The 24,113-nt window shown below is 63.1% G+C and carries 19 protein-coding genes and 1 pseudogene; 6 read left to right on the plus strand and 14 right to left on the minus strand.

Annotated features, from left to right (window positions below; all coding sequences use genetic code 11):
• From VKM35_RS05565 to VKM35_RS05590, 6 genes are all read right to left on the minus strand, one after another.
• The coding region (locus tag VKM35_RS05565) for a hypothetical protein (RefSeq protein ID WP_324319214.1) at nt 1-203 on the minus strand (203 nt) is incomplete at its 3' end.
• Between the two features lie 130 nt (nt 204-333).
• Nucleotides 334-1,911, minus strand: a complete 1,578-nt coding sequence (locus VKM35_RS05570) for a tetratricopeptide repeat-containing sulfotransferase family protein (protein WP_324319217.1) — start codon at nt 1,909-1,911, stop codon at nt 334-336.
• Between the two features lie 114 nt (nt 1,912-2,025).
• On the minus strand, nt 2,026-5,070 hold the full coding sequence (locus tag VKM35_RS05575) for a TonB-dependent receptor (RefSeq protein WP_324319220.1): 3,045 nt from the start codon (nt 5,068-5,070) through the stop codon (nt 2,026-2,028).
• Nucleotides 5,071-5,250: 180 nt separating this feature from the next.
• Entirely contained in the window at nt 5,251-6,123 is an 873-nt protein-coding gene (locus VKM35_RS05580; protein WP_324319222.1) for a histone deacetylase, read from the minus strand.
• 125 nt (nt 6,124-6,248) lie between these two features.
• The gene (locus VKM35_RS05585; RefSeq protein ID WP_324319224.1) at nt 6,249-7,997 is read right to left on the minus strand and encodes a phosphoenolpyruvate carboxykinase (GTP); all 1,749 of its coding nucleotides are present in this window, start codon (nt 7,995-7,997) and stop codon (nt 6,249-6,251) included.
• A 62-nt stretch (nt 7,998-8,059) separates the two neighbouring features.
• Nucleotides 8,060-8,641 (minus strand): TetR/AcrR family transcriptional regulator, encoded by a 582-nt coding sequence (locus VKM35_RS05590; protein ID WP_324319226.1) that lies wholly within the window; start codon nt 8,639-8,641, stop codon nt 8,060-8,062.
• Between the two features lie 113 nt (nt 8,642-8,754).
• On the opposite strand from VKM35_RS05590, the gene VKM35_RS05595 reads away from it, so the two are divergent.
• The 3 genes from VKM35_RS05595 (at nt 8,755) to VKM35_RS05605 (ending at nt 12,767) form a co-directional block, all read left to right on the plus strand.
• Nucleotides 8,755-9,696 (plus strand): alpha/beta hydrolase, encoded by a 942-nt coding sequence (locus VKM35_RS05595; RefSeq protein ID WP_324319228.1) that lies wholly within the window; start codon nt 8,755-8,757, stop codon nt 9,694-9,696.
• Complete coding sequence (locus VKM35_RS05600; protein ID WP_324319230.1) at nt 9,693-12,161, plus strand: acyl-CoA dehydrogenase; 2,469 nt, start codon at nt 9,693-9,695, stop codon at nt 12,159-12,161. The genes VKM35_RS05595 and VKM35_RS05600 overlap by 4 nt, the downstream gene beginning before the upstream one ends.
• Nucleotides 12,162-12,296: 135 nt before the next feature.
• Nucleotides 12,297-12,767 (plus strand): hotdog fold domain-containing protein, encoded by a 471-nt coding sequence (locus VKM35_RS05605; protein ID WP_324319232.1) that lies wholly within the window; start codon nt 12,297-12,299, stop codon nt 12,765-12,767.
• On the opposite strand, the gene VKM35_RS05610 is transcribed toward VKM35_RS05605, so the two are convergent.
• From VKM35_RS05610 to VKM35_RS05625, 4 genes are all read right to left on the minus strand, one after another.
• On the minus strand, nt 12,768-13,091 hold the full coding sequence (locus tag VKM35_RS05610; protein WP_324319234.1) for a hypothetical protein: 324 nt from the start codon (nt 13,089-13,091) through the stop codon (nt 12,768-12,770).
• A 194-nt stretch (nt 13,092-13,285) separates the two neighbouring features.
• Nucleotides 13,286-14,443: an META domain-containing protein gene (locus VKM35_RS05615; RefSeq protein WP_324319236.1), complete on the minus strand. Its 1,158-nt coding sequence runs from the start codon at nt 14,441-14,443 to the stop codon at nt 13,286-13,288.
• 87 nt (nt 14,444-14,530) lie between these two features.
• Nucleotides 14,531-14,935: a DUF5329 family protein gene (locus VKM35_RS05620; protein WP_324319238.1), complete on the minus strand. Its 405-nt coding sequence runs from the start codon at nt 14,933-14,935 to the stop codon at nt 14,531-14,533.
• 95 nt (nt 14,936-15,030) lie between these two features.
• Nucleotides 15,031-16,362 carry an NTP/NDP exchange transporter gene (locus VKM35_RS05625; protein ID WP_324319240.1) on the minus strand — a complete coding sequence of 444 codons (1,332 nt, stop codon included), beginning with the start codon at nt 16,360-16,362 and terminating at the stop codon, nt 15,031-15,033.
• 128 nt (nt 16,363-16,490) lie between these two features.
• On the opposite strand from VKM35_RS05625, the gene VKM35_RS05630 reads away from it, so the two are divergent.
• On the plus strand, nt 16,491-18,080 hold the full coding sequence (locus VKM35_RS05630; protein WP_324319242.1) for a choline dehydrogenase: 1,590 nt from the start codon (nt 16,491-16,493) through the stop codon (nt 18,078-18,080).
• A 108-nt stretch (nt 18,081-18,188) separates the two neighbouring features.
• Here VKM35_RS05630 and VKM35_RS05635 read toward each other — a convergent pair whose 3' ends face one another.
• A complete protein-coding gene (locus VKM35_RS05635) occupies nt 18,189-20,114 on the minus strand; it encodes a M48 family metallopeptidase (RefSeq protein WP_324319244.1) in 1,926 nt (641 codons plus the stop codon).
• A 71-nt stretch (nt 20,115-20,185) separates the two neighbouring features.
• Complete coding sequence (locus tag VKM35_RS05640; RefSeq protein ID WP_324319246.1) at nt 20,186-20,773, minus strand: LemA family protein; 588 nt, start codon at nt 20,771-20,773, stop codon at nt 20,186-20,188.
• 77 nt (nt 20,774-20,850) lie between these two features.
• On the opposite strand from VKM35_RS05640, the gene VKM35_RS05645 reads away from it, so the two are divergent.
• Nucleotides 20,851-22,125: a serine hydrolase domain-containing protein gene (locus VKM35_RS05645; protein WP_324319248.1), complete on the plus strand. Its 1,275-nt coding sequence runs from the start codon at nt 20,851-20,853 to the stop codon at nt 22,123-22,125.
• 385 nt (nt 22,126-22,510) lie between these two features.
• Here the strand turns inward: VKM35_RS05645 and VKM35_RS05650 are convergent.
• Nucleotides 22,511-22,597, minus strand: a pseudogene (locus tag VKM35_RS05650) (histone); the annotation flags it as partial.
• A 249-nt stretch (nt 22,598-22,846) separates the two neighbouring features.
• Here VKM35_RS05650 and VKM35_RS05655 point away from each other — a divergent pair.
• Complete coding sequence (locus VKM35_RS05655) at nt 22,847-23,395, plus strand: hypothetical protein (RefSeq protein ID WP_324319250.1); 549 nt, start codon at nt 22,847-22,849, stop codon at nt 23,393-23,395.
• Between the two features lie 295 nt (nt 23,396-23,690).
• Here the strand turns inward: VKM35_RS05655 and gcvH are convergent, their stop codons facing one another.
• Entirely contained in the window at nt 23,691-24,086 is a 396-nt protein-coding gene (gene gcvH / locus VKM35_RS05660; protein WP_324319253.1) for a glycine cleavage system protein GcvH, read from the minus strand.
• Nucleotides 24,087-24,113: the final 27 nt, after the last annotated feature.

The following is a 24,113-nucleotide window of genomic DNA, read 5'->3' on the forward strand; positions in this document are numbered from 1 at the left end:
ATCGCGCCGGCGAGATCGCCTTGGGAGAGCAGCGCGTCGATCCTGGAAATTTGTCGCGGAACCTGCGCGCTCATCGGAACATCGACCGGAAAATACGCTGCTCGCTGAGCGCCTGCGAGGATTGTGCTTGCTGGGCAAAACGAATGCCAGCCAAGCCTGGCGCGGAGGGAGAAATCCTGCCGATGGCGATCGCCATGGAGCATTCGCTCCCTCGCCGAATCCGTTGCCAGGAAGCGATCGCCCGGTACCCGGGAGCTTGTCGCGTCTCCGGTTACCGACTTGCTGATCGATGTTTGGCTTTCTTCGTGCCGGCGCGAGGAAGCATTCGTGCTGTCATGCCAGCCCCCGTGCCGCCAGACGTCGCCGAAGGGGCTCAAGCTGAGGCGCATAGCGCGTCCACGCACCGAGGCCGCGCTGATGGATCTCGCCGCGCACTTGCGCGCTGCTGGCGGTGGTTATCGGCTTGTTTTCCGCCGCTTCGGCAGCGCCAATCGTCATTTCCGACATCCCGCAAAAAGCTGCGACCCGCGCAAGCGTGTGCTCGGGATCGCGCACCAGATCGGCATATCCGACATCCAGGATCCTGTCGGGAAACCGCGCGCGCCAATGCGCCATCAGCGCGTGGTAGTCCGCGCAATAGTCGGCCATGTCTTGTTGGTCGTAGCTGTAACGCGCGACCCCGGAGAAAATTTCCTTGAGGTTGGAGAAGCACGCGTCCATCGGATCGCGCACGAGGTGAACGATCTTCGCCTGCGGCAGAGCCGCGGCAATGAAGCCGGCGTTGAGGAAGTTCGCCGGCAATTTGTCGATGATGAAACGCTTGCCGCGGGCCCGCCAGGCGACGTGGTCGAGGTAGCGTTCGCCGACTTTCGCAAGATCCATCGAGGCAATCCGTTGCGCTACCACGAGGTCGCAGGCACCGGGGAAATCGCGATTGCAGGCCCAGCGCAACTGCGCGGGGAAGTCGTACAGTTCCCCGCCGTTCGCGACGTCCGCGCGGCGCCCGAGCAAACTCTCGAGCAACGTTGTGCCGGTACGGTGCAAACCGACGACGAATATCGGAACGGGCAGCCGCAAAGACGGATCCGCAGGACCAATGGCATCCGGGAAAGCGCATCGCTCCAATGCCTCGAAAAGCCGTGACGCGGCCGCGGCGTCGTAAGCGACCACCGAATGCATGATCCGATTGGCCTGTTCCAGGCTGCGCCAGGCCGCTGCGGAATCGTCCTGGCGATCGAGGTGGTTGAATAGCGCGTAGTGCAGATTCGCCATCGCGTGGCTGTCGACCGGCGCGCGCTGCAGAGCTCCGCGCAGTGCGTCGATATCGGATGGACGCTGGTTTTTCGCAGGCAGCTTGCTGAGCGACCAATGCGCGAAGGAGTCGTCCGGGCTGCGCGTGATGACATGGCGCAAATCGCTTTCCGCGGCATCGAAGTTGCCGGAAAACTCATGGATTCGCGCTCGGCTGTAGATGAGCGGCGGATCCTCGCCCACCATCGCGACGGCACGATCGATATAGGCGGTTGCGAGCTCGAGCTCCCCCAGCAGGCTCAGCGCCGTACCTAGCTCGGCGAGGATGCCGGCGTTGGCCGCGTCCATCAGAACAGGGCTTTTGACGCATTCGATCAGGGCATGGATTTCATTGAAACGCCGCAGACGCTGCGCCAATGCAAACAGCAGGATCGGTTGCAGCGGACGTTGGGCATGGGCCGCCAAAACGGCATTCAGCGCCGCACGATAGTCGCCGCGAATCTCGTGAACCTCACTGAGGCGAAGCAGTGCCGGAACATGTGCAGGTTGCAGGGCCAGCAATGCCAGATAGCCCTCGAGAGCGGCATCCCAGCGGGATTGCAGCCGGCACTGTTCGGCAGCGCGCCACTGCGCGGCTATTTGCATGTCGACATTGGCCATCGCGGCATTTTGACATGCGGGCGCGGCGCGGACACCGATTTGAAATCAGCGACGGCGACGAAAAAAAAGCGGCCGCCCGAAGGCGGCCGCTCAAACCAGCGATTACAGCAATTGCTAGTAGTCGTACTGCACCAGGAAGCGGAACGAACGAGCGGCCTGGAAGCCAGCCGGCACCTTGTACAGGGTCGGCTGCGGCTGACCAACGGTGGTCTCGCCGAACTCGTTGACCGTGGTGACGGTGTGCTCATTGAACACGTTGAACACGTCGCCCTTGAAGGTCAGCTTGCCATCACCCCAGCTCGGCTTGTAAGCAACGTTCAGATCCAGCGAACGCTGCCACGGCTCACGACCAGCGGTACCACGCGGCACAACGGTGGAGCCGTTGTTTGTGGCGCCGGCCGGACCGGCAGGATCACGCGCGTTGGTATTGTCGCAGGAGAAGTAGCTGTTGCCGTAGCCAACCGGATCGGAAGCGTAGACGCCGAAGCAGTTGATCGGACGACCCGACTGCACGAGGATGTTCGCGCCAACCGACCACTCGTCGTTGATCTCGTAGTTGCCGAAGATCTTGAAGGAGTGACGACGGTCGTTCGGCAGGAAGCCTTCAGAACCGATCGAAAGTTCCGGGTAGTCGAAGTCCTGGGTCGTGCCGGTGTCATCCTGGCCGATATCCGACTTCACGCCACCTTCGGTGTTGCCGTAGCTCTGCGACCAGGTGTACGACGCCTGCACGAAGAACTTGTCCCAGTTGCCTTCGGCAAAGAACTCGACAGCCTTGTAGGTACGCTTGGCTTTCGGGCCCGCCTTGGCGGCCGGAATGGTCACCAGCTCGAGGATGCCGTCGCTGTTCACGTCGGAGTAGTGAACGATGTCGCTACCCGGGTTGTACAGGACGCAGAACGGGTGGTTCGCGTTGTTGTAGTCGTACGTGGTGTGACCCGGCGTCTGCCAGCCCGGATTCGCCGCGGCCCAATCGGACGTCGCGCGGTCATCGCACTGGTCATCGATCGCGGTCTTGAGGTCACGATAGATACCGCGCACGCCGCCCGAGATGTTGTCGGTCAGCTGAGCCTGGAAGCCGAGGATGTACTCATCCTGATACATCGGCTTGAGGTTCTGCGAAGCGATCGTCTTGGCGTTCTTGGCAACACCGAACTCGTTGTTCAGATACGCGATCGGCGCGTACGGGGTCAGACCCGTCGGGGCGCCGGTAACGGGATCCGTACCGGTGTAGTTGAAGAACTGCTGGCTGAACAAGGAGGCGCTGGCGCCACGCACGGCCACCGTCGCGGTGAGCGGCAGGGCGTAACGACCGGCGTTGCCGAAGACCTTGAACTTGCCGTCGCCATTCACGTCCCAAGAGAAGCCGAGACGCGGGCCGAACTGGTTCTTGATCTTGACGAATTCCTGACCAGCACCATTCTTGTTCGCGAAGCTATCCCAACGCAGACCGGCATAAGCCAGGAAATTGTTGGTGATCTGCCAGCGATCTTCGACGTAGAACGCGTTGGAATCGACTTCCACGCCCGCGCCCGTCTGGAACACGCGCTGGCGCACCAGATTGTTGCTGAAGTAGCGCCACTGCGTGCCGCCTTCCAGGCTCTCGGCGTCGTAGCTCTTGAAACGATCGCCGTCGAAGCCGAAGCGCAGCAGGTGATCACCGAGCGTCCATTCCGCATCGATGCGGAACTGGTCGCGCTGATCCTTGGCCTTGGTGCTGCCCAGGGTACCGATGAAGCCGCAGTTGGCAATCGGCGGATTGGCCGGCGAGGACGGACGGCTGTCGGTAATGACCGGGCAACCCAGACCTGCCGTGCTGCCGCCAACGTTACCCGTATAGGCTTCGCGGACGCCAGCAGCGGTCACGCCGTAATCGCTACGGCTGGATTCGCCGCGGCCATACAGGGCCGACAGGGTGAAGTTGTCGGTCAGGTAGCCGGTGTATTTCAGCGAGTAGCTGTTGCCACCGGCCTTGTCGAACACCGTGCCGTCGTACTTCGTACGCTGCAGAGCGATGTTGGCATCACCGCCGAAATTCGCCGGATTCAGATTGTCATAGACATCGGTCTCGGTGCGGGTAAGGTCGGAGAACGCGGTCAGCTCGAGGATGTGGCTGTCGCTGATGTTCCAGTCCAGCTTGACCAACCAGGTCGGGGACTTGCTGCTGGCGGACGCATTGGTCGTGGAGGTGTTGACGCCATAACCCTCTACGCCGGAAACGCGACCATACTGCAGCAAGGCATAAGCAAAGAGGTGATCCTTGACGAGCGCGCCGCTAGCCCAAATCGAGGCGGTGGTATTGGTACCACGGCTGTCCTTGCTGTTGTTTTCCAGCAAGCGCACGGTCTGGAAGGTATTGACGGGAGTGGTACCGGATCCGCCGAAAACAACGCCCGAATTCGAATAGCGGTTCGGGTTCTTCTCGGACAGCGATTCCGGAGAGATGAACAGGCTGCCGCCCGCATGGAAATCGTTGGTACCGCGCTTGGTGACCAGGTTGATCACGCCGCCGGTGGAACGACCGAACTCGGCGCCGTAGCCGCCGGTCTTGACCTGCTGCTCAGCGATCGCTTCGAACGGAACCTGACCGAAGTTGAGGTTCTTGAAGGCGTCGGTGATGTTGAAGCCGTTGACGAAGTAGGCGTTCTCGGCGACGGACGAACCGCCGAAGGAAGCCAGGTTGCCGAACGCCGCATCGCCGCGCACGGTGCCCGGTGCCAGCAGGGCGACGGCCGTGATGTTGCGGGGGACCGGAATCTTCGCAATCTGTTCGGCGGTCAGGATGGTTGTGGATTCGACCGAGGACACGTCGATGGCGTTGATCGTGCCATTGCCCTGAACGGTGATGCCGGTGACATTGGTCGCCTGCGCCGTGCCGCCGATGGTGACGTTGACGTCGCTCGTCTTGCCGCCGGTGGTGACTTTGTATGCGCCGGTCTGCAGCGAACCAACGCGATAGTTGCCGTTAGCATCGGCAGTGACTTCGCGCTTGAAGCCGGTAGCCGGATTCTCGATGGTGACGGTCGCGCCTGCAGTCGTCGTACCGGCGATGGCGCCGGCGGAGTTGGACTGAGCAAGGACGCTGCCAGCGAAGCACATACCGAGCGCCAGGCTCAGTGCGGTCCGCTTCAGACCCACGTTAATGATCTTGGAAGCCATTTGTTAACCCTCGTTAGGGACAGTGGTACGGAAAAAAGACGTCAACGCACGGAGCATGACGGGCCGAATATAGCATGGAACGAATCTTTAACAATATAGAGCACGGTCACTAAATCGATATGTCGCAGGGTGTTTTCGCCATACCTCCCTGCAAGCATTAATCCCATTGATATCATCAAGTTAAGTGATACTTGCAGCCAGGCGGACGGTCTCGAGATGGATATCGACGATGTCCTCGACCGCCGCCGCATACCCCCCAGCCATGCTGATCGCCATCGCAAGCCCTTGCCGGCGACAGACCGAGATCACCTGCCGGTCGCGCTCGGCCAAACCGGCTTTTGTTAAGGCGAGATGGCCCAGCCGGTCGCCGAAAAAGGGATCCGCGCCGGCGAGATAGATCACTGCATCTGCCCGCGCGCGCTCCATCGCCTGCGGCAAGTACCTCGCTAGCGCGTCGAGATATTCGGCATCGCCAGTGCCGTCGGGCAATCCTACATCCAGATCCGAAGCCGGCTTGATCGCCGGGTAGTTCCGGGCCGCATGCATCGAGAAGGTAAAGACGCTGTCGTCGTCGGCGCAGAGTTCCGCCGTGCCATTGCCCTGGTGCACATCCAGATCGATCACCAGCACGCGCGCGACCAATCCAAGGTTCTGCACGTGGCGAGCCGCAATCACCGAATCGTTGAAGACGCAGTAGCCTCCGCCGCGATCGTAGCCCGCATGATGCGTGCCGCCAGCGAGATTCACCGCGATGCCCCCGCCCGCCAGCGCCACCCGCAAGGCCGCCATCGTGCCGCCCGCCGAACGTCGCGAACGCTCGATCATCTGTAGCGACCAGGGAAACCCGATACGGCGCATGTCCTGATCCACTGCCTGCCCCGTCGTCATCCGCCTGATGTAATCGGCGCTGTGGACGCGAAGCAGGTCGGCATCGCCTGCGGCCTCCGGCTCGATCAACTCGATGCCCCAGGCCGCAGCGTGCGTCGCCACCCGCTCATGCAGCATCCGATATTTGGCCATCGGGAAACGATGCGTTTCCGGCAACGGCAGCACGAAGTGGTGGCAGTAGAAAGCCTTCATGCCGGGATTATCCGTGGCCGCCAACAAAAACGGGCCGGCAAGGCCGACCCGTTCTCATCCATATATATAGAAGAGGGATATATAAAAGCGGGTACCGATCAGCCGAGCGCAGCCGCGATCTTTCGCTGCTCGGCCTGCAATGCCGCCGGCGTACGCGAACCGTAGTCGGCGAGGTAGGTTCCGATCGCCTGCATCTCCGCCTGCCAGCCGGAATGATCCACTGCCAGCAGCTGCTCGAGTACGGCCGGCGCGAGATCCAGACCCTGGGTGTTGAGGTCCGCAGCGACCGGCAGATTGCCTATCGGCGTCTCGACCGCCGCAGCCGTGCCTTCGACGCGCTTGAGCATCCACTCGAGCACGCGCAGGTTGTCGCCGAAGCCCGGCCACATGAACTTGCCATCACTGCCTTTGCGGAACCAGTTCACGTGGAAAATTTTCGGCAGCTTCGCGCCGGGCTTGTCGAACGACAGCCAGTGGCTGAAATAATCGGCGAAGTTGTAGCCGGCGAACGGTTTCATCGCCATCGAATCGCGACGCACCACGCCGACCGCACCAGTGGCCGCTGCTGTGGTTTCCGACGCCATCGAAGCGCCGACCAATACGCCATGCGTCCAGTCGCGCGCCTCGAACACCAGCGGCACCAGCGATTCGCGCCGGCCGCCGAACACGATTGCCGACAACGGCACGCCCTGGGCGTCTTCGGCATGCGCGGTGTAACTCGGGCAGTTGATCGCCGACACGGTGAAACGGGAATTCGGATGCGCCGCCGGGCCGTTGGCCTGGTCGTAATCGCGGCCCTGCCAATCCTTTACCGGCACGCCTTCCGGCAGACCTTCCCACCACGGCTGGTTGTCGGCGGTGACGCCGACGTTGGTGAAGATCGCATCCTTGTTGAGCATCGCCAGCGCGTTCGGATTGGTCTTGGCGCTGGTACCCGGCGCGACGCCGAAATAGCCGGCCTCGGGGTTGATCGCATACAGGCGGCCATCGGCGCCCGGGCGCATCCAGCAGATGTCGTCGCCGACCGTCCATACTTTCCAGCCATCCTGCCGATAACCTTCTGGCGGAATCAGCATCGCCAGATTGGTCTTGCCGCAGGCGCTGGGGAACGCGGCGGCGACGTAATGCGTTTCGCCTTTCGGATTCTCGATGCCGACGATCAGCATGTGTTCGGCCAGCCAGCCTTCGTTGCGCGCCTGGTGGGAAGCGATGCGCAACGCATGGCATTTCTTGCCGAGCAGCGCGTTACCGCCATAGCCGGAACCGAAACTCTGGATCGCCAGCTCTTCCGGGAAATGCATGATGAAGCGACGATCGGGATTGAGGTCGCCGATCGAATGCAGGCCCTTTACGAAGCTACCCTCGCGCTCGATGCGCGCCATCGCGGCGGCACCCATGCGCGTCATGATGCGCATGTTGGCAACCACATACGGCGAGTCGGTGATCTCGACGCCGCAACGCGACAGCGGCGAATCGATGGGGCCCATGCAATACGGCACCACGTACATCGTGCGACCACGCATGCATCCGGCGTAAAGCGCTTGCATCTTCGCGTGCGCCTCGGCTGGCGCCATCCAGTGATTGTTCGGTCCAGCGTCTTCCTCGTTGCTAGTGCACACGAAGGTCAGGTGTTCGACGCGCGCGACGTCGGACGGACTGGAGCGATGCAGATAGCAGTTCGGATGCGTCTTTTCGTTGAGCTTGATCAGGTCGCCGGTGGCGAGCATGAGTTCGATGAGCTTGGCGTTCTCGGCATCAGAACCATCGCACCAATGAATCGATTCGGGCTGGGTCAGTCCGGCGACGGACTCGACCCACTGTTTGAGGGCAGCAAACTGGGTGGGCATGGCAAGACTCGGAAAGGGAAAAAGGCTCGCGCGCAAGTCGCGTGGAAAAATCGCTGCCGGTCTTACTCCGGAATCAGTGTCGTCATCACGTGGTTGACGTAGGCGTCGAACTCGTCGTGATGCAGGCGCGGCTGACCCAACTGCAGCGACAGCTGCAGGAAACCGACATAGGCCGCGTACAACAGGCGCGCGCGGTTCTGCGCATCCAGCCTGCCCAGGCCGGCCTGACGGAAACTGGCGGTGAGATAGTCGAGACGGCGCTCCGAAACCCGACTCAGGACCGGCTTGACCACCGGATGGTCGAGAGCTTTCAGCAACTCGCTATAAATGACGTGTGGCTTCAGTTCGTGAGCGACCAGCTGGAACAATGCACGCAGGCGGGCGCGCGGCTCCGGGATGGCCTCGAGCTGGCCGAACACGGTTTCCTGTTCGGTCTTTTCCCAGCGCTCCAGCGCCGCGACGAGCAAGGCTTCACGTGAGGGGAAATGCCAGTAGAAGCTGCCCTTGGTCACGCCCAGACGGCGCGCCAATGGTTCGACAGCCACGGCTGCCAAGCCCTGTTCGGCAATGACATCCAGGGCCGCTAGGGCCCAATCTTCGGCACTGAGCCGGGTTTTTTCGAGTTTCTGGGCGATCGCGACCATACGGAACCAAGTTTAACGATGATGGCCGCTGGATGAAACGGCGCGGGAGCTGAAGTGTGCAACATACGCTCAAGTATTGACAGGGCAAATCCCGAAAAGCCATACTTGCCCGTATGGTAGCCAACGAAACCCCATCCGCAGCAGGCAACCACGCCCTGGCATTCCAGAGCGCGGATGGCCTCAGCCTGATCGGCGAACGCAGCGACGGCGATCTGCAGCCGGTGCTGCTCGCCCATGGTTTCGGGCAGACCCGGCAAAGCTGGTCAGCCACGCAATGCGTTTTGGCCAAGGCCGGCTATCCGGGCATGAGCTGGGACATGCGTGGGCATGGCCAGTCCGGACGCAACCCGGCACATGTGCTCTACGCCGCGGAACAATTCGTCGGCGATGTCATCGCCGCCGCACAAACTTTCGATCGCAAGCCGGTATTGGTCGGTGCTTCGATGGGTGGCCTGACAGGAATGATGGCGCAGGTGCAACAGCGACCTTTCTCGGCACTGGTGCTGGTTGATGTCACCCCGCGCTGGGAGGCCGCCGGTATGCAGCGCATCCACGCCTTCATGACCGCGTTTCCGGATGGCTTCGATTCCTTCGAACACGCCGCCGAAGCGATCTCCGACTACCTGCCGCATCGGCGCGAGCGCAAGACGCCGGAGCAACTCGCGCACATCCTGCGCCGCGATGACGACGGCCAACTGCGCTGGCATTGGGATCCACGCCTGATGCCGGAATTCGTGATCGGCAGCGAACACTTGCAAGACCAGATCGCCGATGCCGCGCGCAGCATCGACATCCCCATGCTGCTGGTCAGCGGCGGCCGCAGCGATCTCGTTTCTGCGCGAACCGTCGAACACTTTCTCGAATGCGTGCCGCATGCGCGACACATCCAGTTGCCGGAGGCCACGCACATGGTCGCCGGCGACGACAACGACGCCTTCACCGGCACCCTGCTCGACTTTTTGGGCGCACAATTCTCGCGTTCAGCGACAGCGCCGGCCGATCCGGTTCTTTCGCCCTCCCCCTCAGACACTGTCGTTTCCGGAGCACCCCGATGAGCATCCTGCTTCCCTTTCTCGCCCTGCTGATTGCAGTCGGTATCGCGGCCTACCACCGCTTCTCGCTGGCGGTATTCGTTGCGCTCGCCGCCAGCCTGCTCGTGGTGGTCGGACTTGCCGGCGGCAATTTCACCGCCACCGTGGTCTGCGCCGCGATCCTCGCGCTGTTCGCGCTGCCGCTGTTGATCACGCCGCTGCGCCAGCGTCTGATCACCACACCGCTACTGTCGTTCTATACCAAGATCCTGCCGCCGCTTTCCGATACCGAGCGCGTGGCGCTGGAAGCGGGCACGGTCGGTTTTGAAGGCGAACTGTTTTCCGGTCGCCCGCAATGGGACGTGCTGTTGAGCCAGCCCAAGCCGGTGCTCACCGCTGAAGAACAGGCCTTCATCGACGGCCCGGTCGAAGAGGTCTGCAAGATGACCAACGACTGGGAAACCACGCACGTGCGCGCCGACCTGGCGCCGGAAATCTGGGAGTTCGTCAAGAAGCACAAGTTCTTCGGCATGATCATCGCCAAGGAATACGGCGGCCTCGGTTTCTCCGCCTACGCACACTCGCGCGTGATCATGAAGCTGGCCTCGGTATCGGCGACGCTCAGCTCCACCGTCGGCGTGCCTAACTCGCTTGGCCCGGGCGAACTGCTCGCGCATTACGGCACCGACGAACAGAAAAGCTATTACCTGCCACGCCTCGCCGACGGCCGGGAAATCCCCTGCTTCGGTCTCACCGGCCCAACCGCTGGCTCCGATGCGACCTCGATCCCCGATTACGGCATCGTCACCATGGGCGACTGGAACGGCGCGCGCGTGCTCGGCGTGCGTCTGAATTTCGAAAAGCGCTACATCACGCTGGCGCCGGTCGCGACCATCATCGGCCTCGCGTTCCGCCTATACGATCCGGACGGCCTGCTCAGCGACAAGAAGGATCGCGGCATCACGCTCGCGTTGGTGCCGCGCGGCACACCGGGCATGGACATCGGTCGCCGCCACTTCCCGCTCAACTGCGTGTTCCAGAACGGCCCGATCCACGGCAAGGACGTATTCCTGCCGCTGTCGCAGATGATCGGTGGCGAAGACTACGTCGGCCACGGCTGGCGCATGCTGGTCGAGTGCCTGTCGATCGGTCGCTCGATCACCCTGCCATCGACCTCCAGCGGCGCATCGAAACTCGCCGCGGTCGTCACCGGCGCGTATTCGCGCATCCGCAAGCAGTTCGGACTGTCGATCGGCCGCTTCGAAGGCGTGGAAGAAGCGCTCGCACGCATTGCCGGCAACACTTATGCGATGACCGCGTTGTCGCAGGCAACGGCGGCGGCGGTGGATCGCGGCGAGAAGCCGGCGGTGCCGTCGGCGATCGCCAAATATCACTGCACGGAAATGGCCCGTGAAGTCGCACGCGATGCGATGGACATCCACGGCGGCAAGGGCGTGATCCTCGGGCCGAAGAATTATCTGGGCCGCGGCTGGCAGGCAGCGCCGATTTCGATCACCGTCGAAGGCGCCAACATCATGACCCGCAGCCTGATGATCTTCGGCCAAGGCGCGATCCGCTGCCATCCGTGGGTGCTCAAGGAAATGCAGGCGGCGCAGAATCCCGATCCGGTTGCGCGTCTGCGCGATTTCGACACCAATCTTTTCGGGCATATCGGCTTTGCGATTTCCAACGCGGTGCGCAGCTGGTTCTTCGGGCTCACCGCCAGCAAGATCGGCGCGGCACCCGGCGATGCCTACACCAAGCGCTACTACCGCAAGCTCAACCGCTACTCGGCCAATCTGGCGCTGCTCGCCGATACGTCGATGCTGTTGCTCGGTGGCAAGCTCAAGTTCAAGGAAAAACTGTCCGGACGCCTGGGCGATGTGCTGAGCCAGTTGTACCTGACCAGCGCGATGCTCAAGCGCTACCAGGACGATGGTTGCCCGGCGACCGAACAGCCGCTGCTCGCGTGGGCTTTCCACGATGCCGCGCACAAGATCGAGTTGGCGATGTCGGGCGTGCTGCGCAATTTCCCGATCCGTCCGGCGGCGTGGCTGCTGTGGATGCTGGTGTTCCCGATCGGCCGTCGCGCGCAGGCGCCATCGGATCGTCTGGGGCGCCGTGCCGCGGCGTTGCTGATGTCGCCATCGGATGCGCGCGATCGTCTCGCCGATGGTGTTTTCCTCACGCCCTGCGAAAACAATCCGGCCGGTCGCATCAATGCCGCCTTGCCGAAGGTGATCCTCGCCGAGCCGGTCGAGCGCAAGTTCCTCAAGGCACTCAAGAACAGCGACATCGAAGCACTCACCTTCCCCGAACAATTGCTGGAAGGCGTGCGCGAAGGCTGGATCACCGCCGAGGAAAAAGCCCAGCTCGAGGAATTGCGCGAACTGACCTGGGACGCGATCACCGTCGATGATTTCGATTCGGCCGATCTTGAATCAGCCTCGCTACATCGACCGCAAAGCGTGCAGCATCGCGCGGCCTGATCTGGCCCGCGCGGGAAAAGAAAACCCGTCATCCCGGCGCAAGCCGGGACCCAATTTCATTTCGCCAGTTCTTCAATGGATCCCGGCTTGCGCCGGGATGACGACTGAAGATGGAGCAAGCACGCGAGCATCGCCATGACTCCACTCCTCGCCCTCTACCAGAAGCTCACCCGCTATCCGCTCGGCCACTGGCTGTTCACGCGCGCGGTTTGTTTCAAGGCGCCGTATTTTGGTTCGATCGGGCCGCGTTTCACCCTGCTCGAAAATGGCCGCTGCGAGGCGACGATCAAGGACCGCCGCCGCGTCCACAATCACATCGGCACCGTGCACGCGATTGCGCTGTGCAACCTCGCCGAACTCACCGCCGGCGTGATGACCGATGCCAGCCTGCCGAAGGGCATGCGCTGGATTCCGAAAGGCATGACCGTGTCGTATCTGAAAAAAGCCAGCGGCACGCTGCGTGGCGTGGCCACGCCGGCGATTCCACTGGTTATCAGCGAATCGGGCTACGACCTGCCGGTGAATGTCGACGTCTTCGATCCCGCTGGCGAGCGCGTGTTCAACGCTGAAATCCGCATGTGGCTGAGTCCGGTACCGGCGCGCTGATCAGCGCACATCGAACAGCCATTCCTGCGGTGCCAGCGGTTCGCCGGTGACGCTACGGAAACCCTCGCCGGTATCGATGTTGAGCAGCAGGCGGTAACTCGTGTGTGCGCTCAGACTCACCGGGATGCGCAGCACGCGGCCGTCGTCGTCCCAGACCGGCGCGCCGGTGATTTCCGGCATTGCGCCGAAGATGTGGATCGCCGGCGTCATCGGCCGATCGAAATGGATTTCGAGACAGGCCCGTCCCGACGCCACCGCCGTTCCCGAATGCGGCGGATGCAGCGATTGCACCTGCGCGCGCTCGGCGACTAGCGCCTGCTGCATGGATCCCTGCATCACGTCCACCGACTGCTCCCCGCCTGCCCGATCGCGAACCGGCGATGCAAGCGGCATCACCAGGACTCCCTGATGATGCCGGTCGTCGTCTGATGGTTTAGATGCGGCAAATCATCCGCGGGTCGCAGGGGTCGCGGTGATGGCACGCGGGGCTTGAGACAGATTGCGATTGCGCGCGCAGATCAATCCACCGGAACTGCGTCAAAGCGTGCCAGCAAGGCGCCATCGCTGCCATGCAGCTCGAGCTGCTGGCCGATCACCTTGACACTCGCGACCTTGCCGAGCATCGCGACGATCGCCGACTCCTGCACCATCGCCGGCGCCGGGCAGGCCATGCGCGTGATGACCGCAGGGGTGAAGCTCAGACTATCGCCCTCGAGCGTGTAAGCGGCGGCGATGCTGTTGCAGCCGGTCGACCCCTGCAGTTTGCCTGCGGCCTTGTCCAGCGTGATCGCCGGCGTCTGCGGCGCCGCATCCGGATCCACGGTCTGCGCGCCGATCAACGACAGACGCCAGCGCGTCCCTTCGATCGCCGCATCGACGTAATGCGGCGCGCAGCCTTCGCCGGGCCAGATCTTGCGGAAACGATTAACCACCAGCACTTCCTGCATCGCGCCATTGCCATGGCTCTTGAGGCGTTGCGCGATGCTGCCGTCGACGCTGGCAAGAATGCGCAACCCCGGCTCCTTGACCGCGGTATCGTAAGCACGGGCCAGCGCGGGATAGTCCGCGTCGTCCGCTACCGGTAGATCGCGACCGGTCAGGCAATCCTGAAAACGCGAACCATCATCGCGACGGAAAAACATGCCGCGCAACGGGATTTTCGGTTCCAGTTCGCGGAAGTCGACATCGCGCTGCAGGCGCGTGTTTGCCGCCAAGGTCGGCGGCGCGCCGCTGTCGTCGAGCAAACGTAGGGAGCCATCGTCGAGCAGCAGGAATTTCAACGGCGATGCCAGGCCACCGCGCACCCGGATCGTCTTGCCGTCCTCGCCTTTGGTCCAGCGGCCGACGTCGTCAAAACCATTTTCACCCGCGTGCTTTCCCATATAGGTCGCGCGCAGGAAATACACGCCGTCGGCGAACAGGTTCAGATCGTATTTGAGGCCATCGCAATCGGCGCAGGGCACGATGCCGGAAAAGCTCGCTGGCCAGACAGGCTTCTCGGCGTTGGTCGCGGCCTCGGCAGCGACACTGTTGTCGGCGGCATCCGTCGGCTTGCTCGCGGTGGTGAGCACGGGGGTCGGCGCAGCGGTTGGTTCCGATGCCACCGGCAGCGATCTGCAGCCGGCAAGCGTCGCCGCGGCGAGCACGAATATCGTGCCGAAATGAACTGTACGCATCACACGCTCCCAACCGACAGCCAGCAAGGCAATGCGCGGGATCTTACCCCGCGCCGGGCGACAGAATCGTCCCGGCCAGGACGCGGATCATTTCGTCGGTGCGGCAATCGCGCCGCGCTTGCGGATCTCGATCAGACGCGCGCGCAGGAAATCGGCGCTGTCGACAGTCACGCCATCGGCGAGACGGATGCGATATTTCAGCCCGCTCATCGATGACTGCGTCGCACAAAGATCGATGAACTGCTCGGCCGTGTGCACCCGCGAACCGGCCTTGCGCCACTTCAAGCGCAGATGATCCGCTGCCTGCACGGCGCTGTATTCAGAGCCGTTGCGGATGAACGCCGCGCCCTTGAGCTGCGCGACCGACTGGATCAGCGCTTCGATGGTGCGGGTATCGTCAGTGGCTGGAGGCGCGGCCATGCTGGCGATGCTGAAACCGGCGACGAGCAGCAGCACCAAGGCTTGCAACGAGGTTTTCAGGAAAGGTTTCAAGATCGGATTTCCAAAGTTGGGGACAGGGGCTTGACTGCGGCGGCGATGAATTCGTTCCGCGCTGACGATGGCCGTGGCGGCTTTTCGGGACCCGCTCAGCGGGATTCTGCCGGCAGCCTGGCCTGTTCACGGATCAGGCGCCATGCCCCGAAGGTCATCCCGGCGGCCACGACAATACCTGCGCCGAACACCACGGACGAGCCGAACGCGGACAGCAGCTTGTGTGTCCAGACGAAGGTCAGGTCGCCGCCGCGATAGATCGCAGTGTCGATGAACGCCTTGGCCTTGTAGCGGACCTGGCGATCGACGCGGGTGTAGATGGTTTCGCGTGCCGGCTTGGCGAGACAGAACTCGCCGGCGCGCGTACAGATCTGCACGACTGCGACCAGCAGAGGTAGCGGCGACAACGTGAGCAACGAGAATCCGATCAGGATGAAAAGCGCCGGCAATAACAGTAGCGGCGCCACACCGTAGCGCGTCAGCAGCAGGCGGGTGAAAAACAATTGCACCGTGATCGCGACGAAATTGATCCACAGGTCGATGCCGGAATAGTAGGCGGTGCGCGCCGCGTCATCGATGTAGTAGATCTTCGCGATCGCCGCTTGTTCGTTGTACAGCAGCGTGCCGACACCAACGCCGAAGAACATCAGCACAGCCATGGCGCGCAACAAGGGAGTTTCCCGCACCAGACGCAGGCCGGCGAGAATGCTGCCGCCCATCGCCTCCTCGCCGTGCTGGCCACGTTCGATTTCCCGCTGCCGCGCCCAGAACCCCAGGCGCACGATGCACCAGACACAGGCGACGAGCAGTGCCGCCGATACCAACAGCAGATTGGCGACGCCGATCCGGTTGACCAGCAGGCGGGTGATCACCGGCCCGAGAAAACCACCGACGGTACCGCCCGCCGCGATGTAGCCATAAAGGCGACGCGCTTCCAGGTCGCTGTAGATGTCGGACATGAAACTCCAAAACACCGTCACCGCGAACAGGTTGAACACCGCCACCCAGATGAAGAAAGCCGCGCCGCGGCCGGGGACTTCCCTATTGAAGGCAACGTAGAAGCCGAGCAGGCAGACGATGAAGACGCCATACACCACCGGCAGGAATACCCGCCGCGGAAATCGGCTGACCAGCGCGCCGTAAACCGGCTGCAGCAGCACCATGCAGATGAAGGTGCCGGTGAACAGGGCCTGCAGGGTGAAATCGCCCAACGTCATACCGTGCGCGCTGAACCATCCGATCATCGCCTTCGGAAAGATCGCTTCAACATCGGCATTGGCGCCCATCGCATCGCGCACCGGGCGCAGCACGTAATAGCCGGTGAGCAGGAAGAAAAAGTACAGGAACGACCACAGCAGTGGCGGAAACTCCTGCATCGCTGCGCGGAGTCGGGCAATACGCTGGGTGAGGGCCATCGACTCGGTCATGCGGGCACCGCCGGGAGACGGGGCACCATAATCCAAGCGCCGTCCCGCCCGCCAGCGTCGCGATTCCTAAAGCATTTGCTCTAAGCGGCGGGCCTAGCCTCGGGCGGTTACCGAATAAAGACAGCCCTGTGTACGACTACATCATCGTGGGTGCCGGTTCTGCCGGCTGCGTGCTTGCCAACCGGTTGAGCGAAGATCCCGCCGTCAGCGTCCTGCTGCTCGAGGCCGGCCCCAGCGATTGGCATCCGTTCGTGCACATGCCCGCGGGCCTGGCGAAGCTGGTCGGCAACAAGGGCGTGAACTGGGACTACAACACCGCGCCGGATCCGGAACTGGGCAATCGCAGCCTGTGGTGGCCGCGCGGCAAAGTGCTCGGCGGGTCGAGCTCGATCAACGCGATGTGCTACATCCGCGGCCATGCCCGCGACTACGACGAGTGGCAAAGCCTCGGCGCCGAGGGCTGGAACTGGAACGCGGTCCTGCCGTATTTCAAGCGCTCGGAAGGCAACAGCCGCGGCGCCAGCGAACTCCACGGCGGCGACGGCCCGCTCGGCGTCTCCGATCATCGCTACGGCAACCCCTTGTCGCCGGTTTTCCTCGAAGCATCGAAGCAGGCCGGCCTGCCGGTCAACGATGATTTCAATGGCGCGCAGCAGGAAGGCATGGGTTGGTACCAGACCACCACCCGCAACGGCGCGCGCTGCTCCAGCGCCGACGCCTACCTCAAGCCGGTGCGCGCACGTCCCAATCTCAAGGTGGTCACGCACGCGCTCGCCAGTCGTGTCACGTTCGAAGACGGCCGCGCCAATGGCGTGGTCTATTCCGTCGCCGGCAAGGGCGGCTTCTGCGAAGGCGCCCGCCGCGAAGTGATTCTCTGCGGCGGCGCGATCAACTCGCCGCAGTTGCTCATGCTTTCAGGCATTGGTCCGGCCGCGCATCTGCGTCAGCACGGCATCGAGGTGCGCGTTGACCTGCCCGGCGTCGGCGGTAACCTGCAGGACCACCTCGACACCTGCACCATCCGGCGCTGCACGCAGGACATTACCTACGACAAAACCAACGACGTGCTGATCGGCCTGCAGTACTACCTGTTCAAGCAGGGACCGGGCACCAGCAACATCGCCGAGACCGGCGGTTTCCTGCGCTCGCCGCTTGCCGAAGACGACCGTCCCGACCTGCAACTGCATTTCGTGCCCGCGCAACTCGACGACCACGGCCGCAATCGCCTCCCCGGTTCCGGCTACACGCTGCACGTCTGCTTCCTGCGCCCGAAAAGCCGTGGCCGCGTCAGCCTGGCCAGCGCCAATCCTGGTGACAAGGCGCGCATCGATCCCGGTTATCTCAATGACGCCGGGGGTTTCGATCTCAAGGTGATGATCGAAGCGGTGCGCCTCTCACGGAAAATCTTCGCGCAGGAGGCTTTCGCGCCGTTTCGCGGCCCGGAACTGTTCCCCGGCGAACAGGCGCAGAGCGATGCCGAGATCGTCGATTTCATCCGCCGCAAGGCCGAGTCGATCTACCATCCGGTCGGCACCTGCAAGATCGGCCGCGATGACGACCCCGATGCCGTCGTCGATGCGCAGTTGCGCGTGCGCGGCGTGAAAGGCCTGCGCGTCGTCGATGCTTCCGTGATGCCGAAACTCATCGGCGGCAACACCAACGCCCCGACGATGATGATTGCCGAACGTGCGGCCGATTTGATCCTCGGCAGGATCTGACAACGCTTTTTTGTAGGATCGACGCAAGTCGCGAACCGCCGTATCTTGCGAGAAATCGCGACTTGCGTCGCTCCTACGAAGCGATTGCCATCGCTCCTAAAAAAAGAATCAGGACAGCCGCGATTCGGCCTGTTCCAGCATCGGCGGCAGCGGGCAATGCAGCGAGGCGCAGATCGTGCGCAGCAACTCGGCTTCGGCGACGCTGACCTGGCCGTCGCTGCTGATCGCCGCGACCAGACCTTCGAGCAGCACTTCCTTGCCGGTCGGTTCCAGCGCATCGAGCAGCGGCCAGATCGCTTCGAGCCCGGTGATGCCCTGGGTCGGCGGTGCGTACGGCGCGTTGAGACGCGGATACACCCGCGCCATGCCGGCGTTGTACGCACGCTGGGCATCGGCGGGATTGTCGTGACCTTCCTTGGCGAGCGCGGTCAGCAAGGTGATCACAGAAGCAGTGACGTCGATCAGACGCTTGTTGCCTGGCACCCAGGCGCGGGCGGGATCGAGCGCTTCCAGCACCTGTGTATGCAGCAGGCGGCCGAGGCAATATTCGAACAGCGACACTTGGCCATCGGCGTGCACCAGCGCATACACCGTCTCGATGAACTGCTGCAGCTCAGGGCGCGGCCGGCGCCGCAGCATCGGAAACGCGAGCGAGGCCAGCGGCAGGCGCAGCAAGGGATGCAGGCCTTCGAGGCGATCGGCGTAATCGAGCGACTGCGCGCTCATGCGCTTGCCCAGGCGCGCGTTCAGCTCGTACTGCTGGCGATCGCGCACCTTGCCCGCCGGCGCATGCAGCAGGCCGAACAGCAGCGGCATCACTTCCTCGTGATCGCGCACGGCGTTCTGCAGCACTTCCGGAATTGCTTCGTTGATCGCACCGGCGCGGCGATAGTCGTCGGCCTGCGGCGCACCGACCTGGGCGATCACCGCCGGCGGCGTCACGCTGATCTGCACATGTTCGGCCGGCAGCGACGGCGGCGCACCGGCAAGACCCAGCGCCGTATCCTCGTCGAGACCAACCGGGGGAGTCATCGTCCAACGCGCACTCAGATCGCGCAGATGATCGCTGCGGAAACCCGGCTCCAACGCCTTGATGCGCTCGAGCAGGGGTGGATGCGTGGCCATCATCGCCGAGTAACCGACGCCGTCGCCAAACAGCATGTGCGCCACTTCCTCGGTGCCGGAATTGGCGAGCTTGGCGCCTTCCGACAAACCGCCGATCTTCTTCAGCGCACCGGCGATGCCGCCGGTCTGGCGGGTAAATTGCACGGCGGAAGCGTCGGCAAGATATTCGCGCTGCCGGCTGATGCCAGCCTTGATCCAGCGCGCGCAGAACTGCCCGAGAAAGCCGATCACCAACAGGCCCAGACCGATGCCGAGAATGGCGCCCGCATCGCGACCGCGGCCACGACCGCCGCCGTTTTCGAGAATTTTCCGGCCGATGATCGCCAGCACCAGGATGCCGAACAGCAGACCGATCAGGCGGATGTTCAGGCGCATGTCGCCATTGAGCACATGGCTGAATTCGTGCGCGATCACACCCTGCAACTCGTCGCGGTTGAGACGGTTGAGCGCGCCGCGCGTCACCGCGATCGCGGCGTCGCTGGGCGCATATCCGGCGGCGAAGGCATTGATGCCGGCTTCGTCTTCCAGCACAAAGATGTGCGGCACCGGCACGCCCGAGGCGATGGCGATTTCCTCGACGACGTTGCGCAGCCGACGCAGGTTGAAGTCAGTGGTGTTCTCCGGCACCGGCGTGCCGCCAAACTGCTGCGCGACGCTGCTGCCGCCCTGGCGCAGGCTGGCGATGCGAAACAGACTGGCGCAGCCGATGATCGCGAGCGTCAGCAGCGTCGAGAAAAACAGGCCGACACCCATGCCGGAATGACCGCTACCCGGTTCCGAGCCCAAGCCGAGGGCGATCATCAGCACGAGATCGACGGCCGCAACGATCACCAGCACCGCGCCAACAAACAGCCACGTGAGGCGTCGGGACTGGCGGCGTGCGAGATCCTGGCGTTCGAAAAAATTCATGGTGCGCGGTCCGCGTGCACCCTCTCCCATCCCCTCTCCCGCCGGGAGAGGGCCAAGGGTGAGGGTCGCTGCTAGAAGGAGACCTTCGGCGCTTCGCGCTTGGCCGGCTCGGTGATTTCCAGCAGCGCTGCGGCGACGAAGTTGAACATGCCGGCGATCACGCTGGAGGGGAACATCTCGCGCTTGTTGTTATAGGCCATCACCGAATCGTTGTAGGCCTGACGTGCGAAAGCAACGCGGTTTTCGGTCGAGGTCAACTCTTCGGAAAGCTGCATCATGTTCTGGTTGGCCTTGAGGTCCGGGTATTGCTCGCTGACCACCATCAGGCGGCTCAGGGCGCCGCCCAGGCCTTGTTCGGCCGTGGCGAGCTGCCCCATCGCAGCCGCGTCACCGGGACTGGCCTTGGCGGCAGCAAGGCCGCTGACGGCGGCGGCGCGTGCCTTGATCACCGCTTCCAGTGTTTCGCGCTCATGCGCCATGTAACCCTTGGCGACTTCCACGAGATTCGGGATCAGGTCGTAACGTCGCGTCAGCTGTACGTCGATCTGCGCGAAAGCATTCTTGAAGGCGTTGCGGCCGGTGACCAAGCCGTTGTAGATGCCGACAGCCCAAAGCGCGAACACGACCGCCAACACGACCAGCAGGATAAGCAAGGACATGACAACCCCCGTTGTTAAGGCCGGTGCGCAGCGCGCACGATAGAATGGATCTTCCACGCCAGCATACGCAGGACCCGATGCACAAGAAAGTCGGCCTATCCCTGTTCCTGACCATCCCCCTGGCGCTGGCGCCCAGCCCGAACCGGCTAGGCGATTCCAACGCCGCGATGGGCATGCTGCCAAGCATCGCCACTACCGCCGGCAGTGTCGCCAATGCACCCGCAGCCATTCCGCATCATGCGATCGCCGACATCACGCCGTCGGCGCGCGAAGTCGAGCGCCTCGCCGAACAGGTGGTCGCGCAGAAAAATCTGCCCGGCCTGGCGATGGCGATCGTGCAGGACGGCAAGGTCGTCTCGATGCGCAGTTTCGGCGTCACCGAAGCCGGCGGCGCGCAGCCGGTGACCAACGACACCGTATTCCGCCTCGCCTCGCTGTCGAAGGCCTTCGCCGCGACGATCAGCGCGCAACTGGTCGCCGAAGATGCGATGAGCTGGGACAGCCCGATCATCAACCAGCTGCCGGCGTTCAAGCTACGCGATTACCAGAGCGGCGGGCAGGTCACGGTGCGCGACATCCTCAGCCATCGCGTCGGCCTGACCCGCAACACCTATGATCGCGATCTCGAAAACGACTCGCCATATCCGCTGCTGGCCGAGCGCCTGTCGGATGCACCGATGGCCTGCTCGCCCGGCGATTGCTATGCCTACCAGAACATCGCCTTCAGCCTGATCGGCGACCTGGTGTTTGCCGATACCGGCGATTTCTATTCGCACCAGGTCGAGAAGCGCATCTTCCATCCGCTCGGCATGTACGACAGCACCTATGGCCGCGATGGCCTGGAGGCGAGTCCGAGCTGGGCGCGTCCGCACGTGCGCGGCAGCCGCGGCTGGATCGCCGAGCGGCCCAAGGAAAACTACTACCGCGTGCCGCCAGCCGCCGGCGTGAACTCCAGCATCCACGACATGGCGCAGTGGCTGCTCGCGCAGATGGGCCATCGGCCCGATGTGCTCAGCGCCGCAATGCTCAACGAAATCCACACGCCGCAAGTCGACACGCCCGGCGAGCTGCGCGGCTCGCCTTGGCGGCGCGCGCGCCTGGTCAATGCCTACTACGCGATGGGCTGGCGGGTGTTTGATTACTCCGGCCACACCCTGATCTTCCACGGCGGCGCGGTCCGCGGTTATCGCGCGCTGATCGGCTTCCTGCCCGACGAGGACGTCGGCATCGTCGTGCTCTGGAACAGCGAAAGCGCCGCGCCTTCGGGCCTGTTGCCCAGCCTGATGGATCGCGCCCTCGGCCTGCCGACGGAAGACTGGCTGGGCGTGGATACCGAGGAAGCGCACGACTGAGACCGATGACGTAGGAGCGGCGTGAGCCGCGATCTCCTCCGTCGGCGACGCACGTTGAAGGAAATCGCGGCTCACGCCGCTCCTACGCGCGCATCCAACCCCAAAAAGAAAAAAGCGCCTTGCGGCGCTTTTTCTTCGGTCCTTTCCGTACCCGGGAAAGTCTCCCTCCCCGCCTGGGCTACACGGGGAGAGAGTCGAGATTACAGCTATCGGGTTTTCCGGATTACATCGCCGGAGCGACAGGTGCCATCGGCGCAGCCGGGGCAGCCTTTTTCTTCGCAGCAGGCTTCTTGGCCGCCTTTTTCTTGGCAGGCTTCTTGGCCTTTTTCGCAGCAGGCTTCTTGGCCGCTTTCTTGGCAACCTTTTTAGCGGCCTTTTTGGCCGGCTTCTTGGCTACTTTTTTCTTGGCGGCTTTCTTGGCGGTCTTCTTGACTGCCTTCTTCGCGGCCTTCTTGGCCGGCTTCTTGGCTACCTTCTTGGCGGCCTTCTTGGCGGTCTTCTTGACTGCCTTCTTCACGGACTTCTTCGCTGCCTTCTTTACAGTCTTCTTGGCAGCTTTCTTCACGGTTTTCTTAGCGGCCTTCTTGGCCGGTTTTTTCGCAGCTTTCTTGGTAGCCATGGTCAACTCCTCGTCAGTTGGCTTTTGGACGCCCAGTCACAAAGGCACCGTTACGGGACGATTCCCGTAACGCACCGTCGCCGGGCCGAAGCCAGAAGACGGATGGGGTTGCGGCGCGTCAGCGCCGCGAATGAAAACGCCCGGACCAAGGCAGGTCCGGGCGTCGGGATCGGGGTAGCGCGGGATGTGCGCGGTGTTTTTTTAGAGGAAACGAAGCCTGTGTCCACCGTGCCGATGTTCTGGGCGGAGGTCATCATGGTCGTGCGTGTTGTCGACTGGCTATTGATCACTCGCTTCCGCAGGTGTGGGTCTGCTGGGCGAAAGCTAATCACGTGTTTTTACGATGTCAACAACTTTGCAAAAATAATTCCGTCCGCTTGCCGGCGTGCCCCCCGCGCAGAAACTCCGTCGACGCTCATCCGGCGCGGCGGGCGCGTCGCGATATTTCCGCGCATGAAAAAAAAATGTGGCTTTTTCCCGGGCTACAGCAAAAAAACAAAATGCGGCGACGCTTCCGCGGCGGCCACGACATGTTCGCGACGAGCGCTTTGCGATGGCGATCGCCGGCAAATTTTCCGTTTGCGACAGACCTCCGGTTTGGCCGTCGCGGAAGGCCGATTTCGCGAAACTGCGCAGAATTTTTCCGGGTGACGGCGGCGCGAAAAGAATTTCCGGCGACGTTCGCACAACCTTTTTCCGATTCTCGCGACGCTTCCTGGACCTCGGCGGTCGCCGTTCAACGTCGGTCGGATGCGTCCGCTGGCAGCCGTCGCCGACACTTTCCTGGTGCCGATGAAACCGGCGCGACTCGCGCTGCGGCTGCTGACCGACCGACGAAAACGCGGCCGGAAGAAATGTCGCCGCCGGGCATCGCCGCAAATTTCCCGGGACCGAAAAGCAAACCGGCCGCACTGGGCGGCCGGAGCGGGAAGCTTGGTGGAAAGGCTCAGTGGCCTTCGTCCTCGAGCAGTTCGGCGTAGTCATCCGGTGCCAGCAGGTCGGCCATCTGGTCCATGTCGTCGGGCGCGACCACGAAGATCCAGCCTTCTCCGTAAGCATCCTCGTTGATCGTCTCGGGCTTGTCGGAGAGCGCGTCGTTGACCGCGACGACCTTGCCCGAGACCGGGCTGTACACGTCGGATGCCGCCTTGACCGACTCGACTACGGCGACCGCGCCACCGAGCGTGATGGTGTCGCCGATGTTCGGCAGCTCGACGTAAACCAGATCGCCGAGCAGTCCCTGCGCGTGGTCGGAGATGCCAACGGTGACCTGACCGTTGTCCTCGACGCGGGCCCACTCGTGGGATTTCAGGAATTTCAGATCGCCGGGAATCTCACTCATGGCCAAAGCCTCGCAACGGGGTTGGGG

Source organism: Arenimonas sp. (genome assembly GCF_035312645.1).
Lineage (GTDB): Bacteria > Pseudomonadota > Gammaproteobacteria > Xanthomonadales > Xanthomonadaceae > Arenimonas.